We start from the raw sequence: 12,284 nt of genomic DNA, 5'->3' as shown, positions 1-12,284 counted from the left end.
GTTTTGTAACCCTGACATGCATTTTTGTTACAAATCGGATTGATAATCAGAATTCAACTCGTGTTCCTAACGCGATCGATAGAGTTGTTTAGGGCGGCGGGCTAGGGCAATAGACATTGCCGTCCGAGCGCAGGCTTCGGGTAGGCCGACGCGTTTGGCGTAAAATGCCTTTTCCATATTGACAGGACCATCATGAAAGCGATTGAGATTACCCGTCCCGGCGCACCTGAAGTGCTTCAGTTGTGCGAGCGCCCTCTGCCTGTTTTGAAGGAAGGGGAAGTCCTTATCAAGGTGCATGCGGCAGGCATCAATCGTCCTGATGTGCTGCAGCGCCTGGGGCATTATCCGGTGCCCCCGGGCGCATCGGATCTGCCGGGTCTGGAAGTGGCAGGTGAAATCGTTGACGGCAACCTTGACGGTACGGGTTTCGCCAAAGGGCAGTTCGTTTGCGCGCTGGTGCAAGGCGGCGGCTATGCGGAGTATTGCGCGGCTCCCGTACGTCAGTGCCTGCCTGTACCCAAGGGCCTGAACGCCGTTGAGGCCGCTTCGCTGCCGGAGACTTTCTTTACCGTCTGGAGCAACGTGTTCGACCGCGCGCGCTTATCCGGCAATGAAACCCTCCTGGTGCAGGGGGGAACGTCAGGCATCGGCGTTACGGCAATTCAATTGGCGGCAGCCATGGGACACAGGGTTTTCGCAACTGCCGGCAACGAGGAAAAGCGGCTTGCATGCGAACAGCTTGGCGCGGCAAGAGGTATCGATTATCGGGCAGAAGATTTTGTCGAAGTAATCAAGGCGGAAACCGGCGGCAAGGGGGTTGACGTGGTCCTGGACATGGTCGCCGGCGAATATGTCAATCGTGAAATCAATTGTCTTGCAGATGATGGGTGCATTGTCATCATCGCATTGCTTGGCGGCGCGAAAGCGGATATCGATCTGGCACAGGTACTGCGCCGCCGGCTTACCATCACCGGCTCTACCTTGCGCCCGCGCCCAATCGAATTCAAGGCCGCCATTGCGAACAAGCTTGTCAGTAATGTCTGGCCGCTCATCGAGGCTGGCAAGATCAAGCCAGTAATTCACAGCATCTTCCCGCTTGAACAGGCTGCCCAGGCCCATACATTGATGGAGAGCAGTACCCATGTCGGAAAGATTGTCCTCAGTCTCGAATAAGCTGGTCGGATTTATTTACGCCCGCCACGCAGTTTGAGGAACATCAACCGCTTGTTCGCAGTCATAGAAAGTTGCTCGGGTTTGACCATCCATGTTGCGGCGCGCTAGAATCAAGGGTTATCGAAATTTTAGGCCATTATGCGTCGCAAACTCATAGCCGGAAACTGGAAAATGAATGGCAGCCTCGCTGCCAATGCCGTTTTGCTGGATGGAATCAAGAGCGAACTTTCGCAAGCCTCATGTGATGTTGCGGTATGTGTGCCGTCTCCCTATCTGGCGCAATGCAAGTCGCTACTCTCGGGTACGTCTATCAAGTGGGGCGGTCAGGATGTGTCCGTTCACGAGTCGGGGGCATACACGGGAGAAGTCGCTGCTGCCATGCTGAATGATTTCGACTGTGCCTACGTCATTGTCGGACATTCTGAGCGCCGGTCCTATCACGGCGAGAGCAGTGAACTGGTCGCCGCCAAGGCGGTACGAGCAATCAAGTCGGGGCTCATTCCGATCGTATGCGTGGGCGAGTCTCTTGAAGAGCGCGAGGCAGGCAAGACGGAATCGGTGGTCGGCATGCAGTTGGATGCAGTATTGTCCGTCATTGATGCGGGCGATTGCAGCAAGATGGTGATCGCATACGAGCCGGTATGGGCAATCGGTACCGGCAAGACGGCAACACCTCAGATGGCGCAGGACGTTCATGCGGTATTGCGTGCGCGGGTGGCGTCCAAGAGCGCTTCCGCTGCCGAAACCATCCAGATTCTGTATGGCGGCAGCATGAAGCCGGACAACGCAAAGGAGTTGCTGGCAATGCAGGACATCGATGGCGGTTTGATCGGCGGCGCGGCGCTCAAGGCAGCGGATTTTCTGGCCATCATCCGGTCTGCCTAAGCAGTACAGGTTTTAATCAAGCATTGGAAAGCATGTAATGAACGTATTGTTCACATTGATTGTTGTAGTGCAAGTCGTCTCCGCACTGGCCATTATCGGGCTGGTACTTGTTCAGCATGGAAAAGGCGCTGACATGGGGGCTGCATTTGGTTCCGGTGCGTCCGGAAGCCTGTTCGGGGCCACCGGTTCGTCGAACTTCCTTTCCAAGTCCACGGGCGTCGCCGCTGTCGTCTTTTTCTCGGCAACGCTCGCGCTGGCTCTCATCGGCAGCAAGCGAGGACCCGCAACGGGTGGCGTGATGGATAATCTGCCCGTGCCTGCGGCCAACGCGCCGGCACCTGCAGGCGCAACCAATTCTGCTCCTGCTGCACCCGCAGCTCCGGCCGGCGGTGCGGGACAGGCAAACCAGATTCCGAAATAGTTTATTGGGCTTGGTCGTCAGCAATTGTGCGTTGAACAAATGCTGCGAAACAGGGTAAAATAGCAGTCTTAGCCGACGTGGTGAAATTGGTAGACACGCTATCTTGAGGGGGTAGTGGCGAAAGCTGTGCGAGTTCGAGTCTCGCCGTCGGCACCAATAATCTAGAGCCAGCGAGGGATTTCCCGAGCTGGCTTTTTATCGAGGCTATTTGGTTTGATTTGCCAATCATTTAATTAACCAACATCCGCTTCCTATCGTGAACCTCGAAAATTATTTCCCCATACTTTTGTTCATTCTTGTCGGCATCGGTGTCGGCGTAGTTCCGCAGGTGCTCGGACGTGTGCTGGCGCCGCACAAGCCGGACGTGGAAAAACTGTCGCCGTACGAGTGCGGCTTTGAGGCATTTGAGGATGCGCGCATGAAGTTCGACGTGCGTTACTACCTCGTCGCCATTCTGTTCATTTTGTTCGATCTGGAAACCGCATTTTTCTTCCCCTGGGGCGTGGCAATGCGCGACCTGGGATGGCCGGGCTTCCTGACGATGATGGTGTTTATCGCCGAATTCGTCGTGGGCTTCTGGTACATCTGGAAGAAGGGCGCACTGGATTGGGAGTAAGTCATGGCTATTGAAGGTGTATTGAACGAAGGTTTTGTGACCACGACAGCAGACAAGCTGATCAACTGGACACGTACCGGATCCTTGTGGCCGATGACGTTCGGGTTGGCCTGCTGTGCGGTTGAAATGATGCATGCCGGCGCATCGCGCTATGACCTTGATCGTTTCGGCATTGTGTTCCGCCCGTCGCCCCGTCAGTCGGATGTGATGATCGTTGCCGGCACACTGTGCAACAAGATGGCGCCCGCGCTGCGCAAGGTATATGACCAGATGGCGGAGCCGCGCTGGGTCATCTCGATGGGTACCTGCGCAAACGGTGGCGGTTACTACCACTATTCCTACTCCGTAGTGCGCGGCTGTGACCGCATCGTGCCGGTGGATGTCTATGTGCCGGGCTGTCCCCCGACCGCTGAGGCGCTGCTCTACGGCATTCTTCAATTGCAGAACAAGATCAAGCGCACCAATACGATTGCGCGCTAACAGGTCGTGTTAAAGAGATATGACGACAAAAATTGAAACCCTTGAAGCTGCAGTGCGCAATGCGCTCGACAGCCAGATCCAGGATCTCAAGGTGGCATTGGGAGAGGTGACGATCGTCGTCGCTGCCTCCGATTATCTGTCCGTGATGCGCACGTTGCGCGATCATGCCGATCTGCGTTTCGAAGAGCTGATTGACCTGTGCGGCGTTGATTACTCCACCTATGGCGACGGAGTCTGGGACGGCCCGCGTTTCGCTGTTGTCTCGCATCTGCTGTCCGTGACTCACAACTGGCGTATTCGTGTACGCGTATTCGCTCCGGATGATGACATGCCTGTCGTGGCTTCGCTGGTCGATACCTGGTCGGCAGCAAACTGGTATGAGCGGGAGGCGTTTGATTTCTTCGGCATCCTGTTCGAAGGACATAATGACCTGCGCCGCATTCTGACCGACTACGGCTTCATAGGCCATCCGTTCCGCAAGGACTTCCCGGTGTCCGGGTATGTTGAAATGCGTTACGACGCCGAGCAGCGCCGAGTGATTTACCAACCCGTGACGATTGAGCCGCGTGAAATTATTCCGCGCGTGATCCGCGAAGAGAAATACGGGATGAAATAATGGCTGAAATCAAGAATTACACACTGAACTTCGGTCCGCAGCACCCGGCAGCGCATGGCGTGCTGCGCCTTGTTCTTGAACTCGACGGCGAAGTGATTCAGCGTGCCGACCCGCATATCGGCCTGCTTCACCGCGCGACGGAAAAACTCGCCGAGCAGAAGACTTTCCTGCAGTCCGTTCCCTACATGGACCGTCTCGACTATGTGTCGATGATGTGTAATGAGCACGGTTATGTAATGGCCGTGGAAAAGCTGCTTGGTATTGAAGTCCCGCTGCGCGCCCAGTACATCCGCGTCATGTTCGACGAAATTACACGCATACTGAACCATCTTCTGTGGATCGGTGCGCATGGTCTCGACGTCGGCGCCATGGCAGTGTTCCTGTACGCGTTCCGCGAGCGTGAAGACCTGATGGACTGCTACGAGGCGGTCTCGGGGGCGCGCATGCATGCGGCCTACTACCGCCCGGGTGGCGTCTACCGCGATCTTCCCGACACGATGCCGCAGTACAAGGCATCTGCCGTTCGTAATGAAAAGGCGATTCGTCAGCTCAATGAAAATCGCCAGGGATCCCTGCTCGACTTCATCGAAGATTTCACGAACCGTTTCCCGGGTTACGTCGACGAGTATGAAACCCTGCTGACGGATAATCGTATCTGGAAGCAGCGCCTTGTCGGCATCGGCGTGGTGACTCCCGAAAGAGCAAAGGCGATGGGCTTCACCGGCCCGATGCTGCGTGGCTCCGGCATTGCATGGGATCTGCGCAAGAAGCAGCCGTATGAAGTCTATGACCTGCTCGACTTCGACATCCCGGTTGGCGTCAATGGCGATTGCTATGACCGCTATCTGGTGCGTGTCGAGGAAATGCGCCAGTCGAACCGCATCATCAAGCAATGCATCGAGTGGCTGCGCAACAATCCCGGCCCCGTGATGACCGACAACCACAAGGTCGCGCCGCCGTCGCGCGTCAACATGAAGTCCAACATGGAAGAGCTGATTCACCACTTCAAGCTCTTTACCGAGGGCTTCCATGTTCCGGAAGGCGAGGCTTATGCGGCGATTGAGCATCCGAAGGGCGAGTTCGGCGTCTACTTGATTTCCGACGGTGCGAACAAACCTTATCGCCTGAAAATCCGCGCACCCGGCTTCCCGCACCTGCAGGGTCTGGACGAAATGGCCAAGGGCCACATGATTGCGGACGCAGTAACGATCATCGGCACGCAAGATATCGTGTTCGGTGAGATTGACCGATAACCGCGCAGAGACTGCGCACGGATGGTTGACGATATGCTGTTAAGTCAAGAAGCTTACAAGAAAATTGATCGCGAACTCGCGAAATTCCCTGCCGATCAACGGCAGTCCGCTGTCATGGCGGCACTGGCGATTGCCCAGGACGAGAAAGGCTGGCTGCCTCCCGAGGTGCTGCTGGATGTGGCCAACTATATCGGGATGGCTCCGATCGCGGTACAGGAAGTAGCAACTTTTTACAATATGTACGACACCAAGCCGGTGGGCAAGTACAAGATCTCGGTCTGTACCAACCTGCCGTGTCAGCTTTCGGGCGGCGAAAAAGCTGCGCATTACCTGAAAGACAGACTGGGTATCGACTACAAGGAAACCACCGCTGATGGCCAGTTCACCTTGGTTGAGGGTGAATGCATGGGTGCCTGCGGCGATGCGCCCGTCATGCTGGTCAACAACAAGCGCATGTGCAGCTTCATGTCGAATGAGAAAATCGATGCGCTGGTAGAGGAATTGAAGAAATGACCAGCCTGCACAACCGACATATCAATCCGCTGATCCTCGCCGGGCTCGACGGCAGCAACTGGCATCTGTCCGACTACGTGAAGCGTGGAGGATACGAGGCACTCAAGCGCATCCTCAACGAAAAGATCGCGCCGGAACAGGTCATCGCCGAATTGAAGGCATCGTCGCTGCGCGGTCGCGGCGGCGCGGGTTTTCCGACGGGCCTGAAGTGGAGTTTCATGCCGCGTCAGTTCCCGGGGCAGAAATACCTGGTCTGCAATACCGACGAAGGCGAACCCGGTACGTTCAAGGACCGTGACATTATTCGCTACAACCCCCATGCCCTGATCGAAGGCATGGCGATTGGCGCGTACGCGATGGGCATCACCGCCGGATACAACTATATCCACGGCGAAGTCTGGGCAGAATACGAGCGTTTCGAAGAAGCGCTGGAAGAGGCGCGTGCCGCCGGCTTCTTGGGCAACAACATCATGGGCAGCGAATTCACGTTCCAGCTGCACGCTTTCCATGGGTACGGCGCCTATATCTGCGGCGAGGAAACCGCTCTGCTCGAATCCCTGGAAGGCAAAAAAGGGCAGCCGCGCTTCAAGCCGCCATTCCCAGCCAGCTTCGGTCTGTACGGCAAGCCGACCACGATCAACAACACCGAGACTTTCGCGGCCGTGCCTTTCATCATGCGCATGGGGGGCGAGGCTTATGCGGCATTGGGCAAGCCGAACAATGGCGGCACCAAGATCTTCTCGATGTCCGGCGACGTGGCACGCCCCGGGAATTATGAAGTTCCGCTCGGTACGCCGTTCGCAACGCTGCTGGAACTCGCGGGCGGCATGCGCGATGGCAAAAAGATCAAGGCGGTCATTCCCGGCGGTTCATCGATGCCGGTACTCACCGGCGATGTGATGATGGCAACCGACATGGATTACGACTCGATCGCCAAGGCGGGGTCGATGCTCGGCTCAGGCGCCGTCATCGTCATGGATGAAACCCGTTGCATGGTGAAGTCGCTGCTGCGTCTGTCGTATTTCTATTACGAGGAATCCTGCGGACAGTGCACCCCTTGCCGCGAAGGCACTGGCTGGCTGTACCGGATGGTTCATCGCATCGAACACGGCCAAGGCCGCGCCGATGATCTGGATATGCTGAATTCGATCGCGGACAACATTCAGGGACGTACCATCTGTGCACTCGGCGACGCTGCGGCGATGCCCGTGCGCGCGATGGTGAAAAACTTCCGTGAAGAGTTCGAATACCACATCGAGCACAAGCGCTGCATCGTCCCTGCCTATGTCTGATTCGCGTAAAGGGCCGCAGGGCCCGGCACGGAACAAGTTACCTGGCGCGCCCGGCGCGCCTTACCCATACTGAGGCAAAACAGAGCCATGGTTGAAATTGAAATCGACGGCAAAAAAGTAGAAGTGCAGGAAGGCAGCATGGTTATGGATGCTGCCAACAAGGTTGGCACCTACATACCGCATTTTTGCTATCACAAGAAATTGTCCATCGCGGCGAACTGCCGCATGTGCCTCGTTGAAGTCGAGAAGGCCCCCAAACCGCTGCCCGCCTGTGCAACACCGGTGACCAACGGCATGATCGTCCGCTCGAACAGCGACAAGGCAATCAAGGCGCAGAAGAGCGTCATGGAGTTCCTGCTCATCAATCACCCGCTGGATTGCCCGATCTGCGATCAGGGCGGCGAGTGTCAGTTGCAGGATCTCGCCGTGGGTTACGGTCCGTCGGCTTCGCGCTACGAAGAAGAAAAGCGCGTCATCGATCCGAAAGACGCAGGTCCGCTGATCAGCATGCGCGAGATGGCGCGCTGCATCCATTGCACCCGCTGCGTGCGCTTCGGCCAGGAAATTGCCGGCGTGATGGAGTTCGGCATGCTCAACCGCGGCGAACATTCGGAAATCACCACATTCGTCGGCAACAGCGTTGACTCCGAACTGTCGGGCAACATGATCGACCTGTGCCCGGTCGGCGCGCTGACCTCGAAGCCGTTCCGCTATACCGCACGTACCTGGGAATTGTCACGCCGCCGTTCCGTGAGTCCGCATGACGGCCTTGGTTCCAACCTGATGGTTCAGGTCAAGGGCGGCAAGGTCATGCGCGTACTTCCGCTTGAAAACGAAGCGGTCAATGAATGCTGGCTGTCCGACAAGGATCGTTTTTCCTATGAAGGCCTGAATCATGAGGACCGTCTGACGGTGCCGATGATCAAGCAGGATGGAAAATGGATCGAAACCGACTGGCAGACCGCGCTGGAATACGTGGCACACGGGCTGCGCAATATTCGCCATGAGCATGGTGCCGACGCCATTGCGGCATTGGCCGCGCCTTACTCGACGCTGGAAGAACTGAGCCTGCTGCAGAAACTGGTGCGCGGTTTGGGTTCCGACAATATCGACTTCCGCTTGCGCCAGTCCGACTTCAGCCTGGACGGCAAGGTAACACCCTGGCTCGGCATGTCGATCGACGAATTCGGTCAAGTCAATCGCGCATTCCTGATCGGCTCCTTCCTGCGCAAGGATCATCCGCTTCTCGCAGCCCGCCTGCGGCATGCGGCCAAGCGCGGCACCAAGGTCAGCATCCTCAATGCCACCGACGACGAGCTGCTGCTGCCGATTACAAACCGCCTGATCAAGGCGCCGTCCGAATGGCTGTCGGCATTGAGCGAAGTGGTGGTGGCAATCGCCGCCGCCAAGGGCATCGCTGCGCCCAGCGGCTATGAAGGTATCGAAGCCGGCGAAGTCGCGAAAGGTATCGCGGACAGCCTGCTGTCCGGCGAACGCAAGGCCGTTGTTCTGGGCAATTCGGCAGCCCATCATCCGCAAGCTTCGCAGCTGCATGCCGCGGCGCAGTGGATCGCGCAGCAGACCGATGCCAAGTTCGGCTACCTGACCGAAGCGGCCAATACTGTCGGCGGACATATCGCCAACGCCCTGCCTAGCAATGGGGCCAATGCGCTGCAGCTCTTTGCGCAGCCGCGCAAGGCCTACGTGCTGATGCACGCGGAACCGGAATACGATTGCTACGATCCGCAGGCAGCGCGCGCAGCGCTGAATCAGGCCGAGATGGTCGTTGTCATGTCGCCTTACAAGCATGGCGCCGAATACGCCGACGTGCTGCTGCCGATCGCGCCGTTTTCCGAAACGGCAGGCACATTCGTCAATTGCGAAGGCCGCGCACAAGGTTTCAATGGCACCGTCAAGCCGCTCGGCGAAACTCGCCCAGCGTGGAAAGTGCTGCGCGTTCTCGGCAACCTGCTCGACATCGGCGGTTTCAATTACGACACCTCGGAGCAGATTCGCGTTGAAGTACTGGGCACGAAGCTGGCCGAAGAAGCCGATCTGTCATCGAAGCTGAACAACATCGCCAACCTGGCGCCGCAGGCAGCCAAGCCGGCAGCCGCCAGCCAGCTCGAGCGTATCGCCGACGTGCCGATCTACTTCAGCGATGCCATCGTACGCCGTGCCGGTTCGCTGCAGCAGACAACCGATGCGAAGGCGCCGAAGGCCCACATCTCCGCATTGCTCGCCGAGCAGCTCGGCATTGGTGAGGGCGCACAGATCAAGGTGCTGCAAGGGCAGGGCGCCGCTGTCGTTTCGGTGACGGTCGATGCCAAACTTCCGGCCAACGTGGTCCGGGTGGCAGCTGCACATCCCAGCACCATCGGTCTCGGCGGCATGTTCGGTCCTATCAGCGTGGAGAAAATCTAATGGATCAGGTGTTTACGACCATCAACAGCACCGGGCAGAACGTGTTCGGCATGCTGTGGCCGCTGATCTGGAATCTCGTCAAGATCGTCGCCATCGTTCTTCCTCTGATGGGCTGCGTTGCTTATCTCACGCTGTGGGAACGCAAGATGATCGGCTGGATGCATATCCGTATCGGCCCGAACCGTGTCGGTCCGGCGGGGCTGCTGCAGCCGATCGCGGATGCGCTCAAGCTCCTGCTCAAGGAAATCGTCGTTCCCGCACGCGCCAACAAGGCCTTGTTCGTGATCGCCCCGATCATGACCATCATGCCGGCGCTGGCCGCCTGGGCCGTCATTCCGTTCGGTCCGGAAACCGTGCTGGCCAACGTCAACGCCGGCCTGCTGTTCGTCATGGCGATTACCTCGATGGAAGTGTATGGCGTGATCATCGCCGGCTGGGCATCCAATTCGAAATACGCCTTCCTCGGTGCGATGCGCGCATCCGCCCAGATGGTGTCATACGAAATTGCAATGGGCTTTGCGCTGGTGATCGTGCTGCTCGTCTCGGGCAGCCTCAATCTGACCGATATCGTGATGGGCCAGAACAAGGGCTTCTTCGCCGACAAGGGCCTGCCGATGCTGTCATGGAACTGGCTGCCCCTGCTGCCGATCTTCGTGATCTACGTCATTTCGGGCATTGCGGAAACCAACCGTCACCCGTTCGACGTGGTGGAAGGCGAGTCGGAAATCGTGGCCGGCCACATGGTGGAATATTCGGGCATGTCCTTCGCGATGTTCTTCCTTGCCGAATACGCGAACATGATCCTGATCTCGATGCTTGCCTCGCTGCTGTTCCTTGGCGGATGGGCGGCGCCGGTATCGTTCCTGGACTTCATCCCGGGCTGGATCTGGCTCGGCATCAAGACCTTCCTCGTCGTTTCGCTGTTCATCTGGGCCCGCGCTTCGTTCCCGCGTTACCGCTATGACCAGATCATGCGCCTGGGCTGGAAGGTATTCATTCCGCTGACCCTGGCCTATCTGGTGATTGTCGCCGCCTGGATGCAGACCCCCTGGAATATTTGGAAGTAAAGAAAGAGGCTGATCAATATGGAAGCCATCAAAGATTTTTTCGGCAGCCTGATGCTGCGAGAGCTGCTCAAGGGGCTGGCTCTTACCGGACGATACATGTTCGCCCGCAAGATCACCGTGCAGTTCCCCGAAGAGAAAACCCCATTGTCGCCGCGTTTTCGCGGCCTGCATGCGCTGCGCCGCTATCCGAATGGCGAAGAGCGCTGCATCGCCTGCAAGCTGTGCGAAGCGGTTTGCCCGGCAATGGCCATCACCATCGAATCGACCGAGCGTGACGACGGCACCCGCCGTACCACGCGGTATGACATCGACCTGACCAAGTGCATCTTCTGCGGCTTTTGCGAGGAATCCTGCCCGGTCGACTCCATCGTCGAAACCAACATCCTTGAATATCACGGCGAAAAGCGCGGCGACCTGTACTTTACAAAGGAAATGCTGCTTGCTGTCGGCGATCGTTATGAAAAGGACATTGCCGCTGCCCGAGCAGCCGACGCCGCATATCGTTGATGCCGGCCGTCAGGCCTTCGTAAAGCTGACTCACTTGGTCGATTATGGAATTTAAAACTGCTTTGTTCTACGCGTTCTCGGCAATTCTGATACTTGCCGCGATTCGTGTCATCACCGCACGCAATCCCGTGCATGCCGCGCTGTTCTTGGTGCTTTCCTTCTTTTCGGCCGCAGGCATCTGGATGCTGCTGAGAGCCGAGTTCCTGGCCATCGTGCTGGTGCTCGTGTATGTGGGCGCGGTCATGGTGCTTTTCCTGTTTGTCGTGATGATGCTCGATATCGATATCGGCAAGATGCGCGAGGGCTTCTGGGGTTACTTCCCGCTGGCTGCCGGCGTCGGCGTGCTCATCGTTCTTCAGATGGCTGCCGTGCTGTTCCATGGTTTCTGGGATCCGGCGGCACAGGCGCCTGCGGCGTCCGCCAACATCGGCGACACCAAGGAGCTGGGCAAGCTGATCTATACCGAGTACATCTATGCGTTTGAAATCGCGGCGGTCGTGCTCCTGGTGGCGATCGTGGCGGCCGTGGCCCTGACCCTGCGCCGCCGCAAGGACTCGAAGTACTTCGATCCTGCCGCAGCGGTCAAGGTCAAGCGCAACGACCGTATCCGCATGGTCAGCATGAAGGCCGAATCCGAGCGCGCGAACGGCAGTGCCAGCGCACCGGCTTCCGCCGCAGAAAAACAATAAGGAAATCGCACCGTGGCTCTTTCACTTGCACATTATCTGATCCTTGGCGCGATCCTTTTCGCCATCTCGATCGTCGGCATCTTCCTGAACCGCAAGAACATCATCGTATTGCTGATGGCAATTGAACTGATGCTGCTGGCGGTGAACATGAATTTCATCGCCTTCTCGCATTATCTCGGCGATGCGGCAGGGCAGATTTTCGTCTTCTTCATTCTGACGGTGGCTGCAGCGGAATCCGCGATCGGTCTTGCCATCCTGGTGGTGCTGTTCCGTAATCTGGACACCATCAATGTGGAAGATCTCGATAGTCTCAAAGGTTAACCAGAAAAATAACGGATAAGGTCCATC

Annotated in this window: 14 protein-coding genes and 1 tRNA gene; all 15 read left to right on the top strand. The window is 57.5% G+C overall.

Annotated features, from left to right (window positions below):
• Positions 1-192: 192 nt before the first annotated feature.
• The 15 genes from FH061_RS06240 to nuoK all read left to right on the top strand — a co-directional run bounded on the left by FH061_RS06240 (position 193) and on the right by nuoK (position 12,257).
• Positions 193-1,173: an NAD(P)H-quinone oxidoreductase gene (locus FH061_RS06240; protein WP_151634115.1), complete on the top strand. Its 981-nt coding sequence runs from the start codon at positions 193-195 to the stop codon at positions 1,171-1,173.
• Positions 1,174-1,311: 138 nt separating this feature from the next.
• Complete coding sequence (tpiA, locus tag FH061_RS06235; RefSeq protein ID WP_151634113.1) at positions 1,312-2,058, top strand: triose-phosphate isomerase; 747 nt, start codon at positions 1,312-1,314, stop codon at positions 2,056-2,058.
• Between the two features lie 37 nt (positions 2,059-2,095).
• Positions 2,096-2,479, top strand: a complete 384-nt coding sequence (gene secG / locus FH061_RS06230) for a preprotein translocase subunit SecG (protein WP_151634111.1) — start codon at positions 2,096-2,098, stop codon at positions 2,477-2,479.
• A gap of 71 nt (positions 2,480-2,550) precedes the next feature.
• Positions 2,551-2,635: transfer RNA gene (locus FH061_RS06225), tRNA-Leu, on the top strand.
• A gap of 100 nt (positions 2,636-2,735) precedes the next feature.
• A complete protein-coding gene (locus FH061_RS06220; RefSeq protein ID WP_151634109.1) occupies positions 2,736-3,095 on the top strand; it encodes an NADH-quinone oxidoreductase subunit A in 360 nt (119 codons plus the stop codon).
• Between the two features lie 3 nt (positions 3,096-3,098).
• A complete protein-coding gene (locus FH061_RS06215; RefSeq protein ID WP_151634107.1) occupies positions 3,099-3,575 on the top strand; it encodes a NuoB/complex I 20 kDa subunit family protein in 477 nt (158 codons plus the stop codon).
• A 19-nt stretch (positions 3,576-3,594) separates the two neighbouring features.
• Positions 3,595-4,191 carry an NADH-quinone oxidoreductase subunit C gene (locus tag FH061_RS06210; protein WP_151634105.1) on the top strand — a complete coding sequence of 199 codons (597 nt, stop codon included), beginning with the start codon at positions 3,595-3,597 and terminating at the stop codon, positions 4,189-4,191.
• Positions 4,191-5,444, top strand: coding sequence for an NADH-quinone oxidoreductase subunit D (locus tag FH061_RS06205; protein WP_151634103.1), 1,254 nt, complete (start codon positions 4,191-4,193; stop codon positions 5,442-5,444). The genes FH061_RS06210 and FH061_RS06205 overlap by 1 nt, the downstream gene beginning before the upstream one ends.
• 33 nt (positions 5,445-5,477) lie before the next feature.
• On the top strand, positions 5,478-5,957 hold the full coding sequence (nuoE, locus tag FH061_RS06200; RefSeq protein ID WP_151634615.1) for an NADH-quinone oxidoreductase subunit NuoE: 480 nt from the start codon (positions 5,478-5,480) through the stop codon (positions 5,955-5,957).
• Positions 5,954-7,249, top strand: a complete 1,296-nt coding sequence (gene nuoF / locus FH061_RS06195) for an NADH-quinone oxidoreductase subunit NuoF (protein WP_151634100.1) — start codon at positions 5,954-5,956, stop codon at positions 7,247-7,249. The genes nuoE and nuoF overlap by 4 nt, the downstream gene beginning before the upstream one ends.
• A gap of 87 nt (positions 7,250-7,336) precedes the next feature.
• Positions 7,337-9,673 (top strand): NADH-quinone oxidoreductase subunit NuoG, encoded by a 2,337-nt coding sequence (gene nuoG / locus FH061_RS06190; protein WP_151634098.1) that lies wholly within the window; start codon positions 7,337-7,339, stop codon positions 9,671-9,673.
• Entirely contained in the window at positions 9,673-10,740 is a 1,068-nt protein-coding gene (gene nuoH / locus FH061_RS06185; protein WP_151634096.1) for an NADH-quinone oxidoreductase subunit NuoH, read from the top strand. Before nuoG ends, nuoH begins: the two co-directional genes overlap by 1 nt.
• Before the next feature lie 18 nt (positions 10,741-10,758).
• Entirely contained in the window at positions 10,759-11,247 is a 489-nt protein-coding gene (gene nuoI / locus FH061_RS06180; protein ID WP_151634094.1) for an NADH-quinone oxidoreductase subunit NuoI, read from the top strand.
• 44 nt (positions 11,248-11,291) lie between these two features.
• A complete protein-coding gene (locus FH061_RS06175) occupies positions 11,292-11,936 on the top strand; it encodes an NADH-quinone oxidoreductase subunit J (protein ID WP_151634093.1) in 645 nt (214 codons plus the stop codon).
• Positions 11,937-11,948: 12 nt separating this feature from the next.
• The gene (gene nuoK, locus FH061_RS06170) at positions 11,949-12,257 is read left to right on the top strand and encodes an NADH-quinone oxidoreductase subunit NuoK (RefSeq protein WP_040040991.1); all 309 of its coding nucleotides are present in this window, start codon (positions 11,949-11,951) and stop codon (positions 12,255-12,257) included.
• Positions 12,258-12,284: the final 27 nt, after the last annotated feature.

The sequence above is a fragment of the Noviherbaspirillum aerium genome (assembly GCF_008929045.1).
In the GTDB taxonomy this organism is placed as follows: domain Bacteria; phylum Pseudomonadota; class Gammaproteobacteria; order Burkholderiales; family Burkholderiaceae_D; genus Noviherbaspirillum; species Noviherbaspirillum aerium.
The sequence above is the reverse complement of the archived record's forward strand: the minus strand, read 5'-3'. Positions and strand labels throughout refer to the sequence as shown.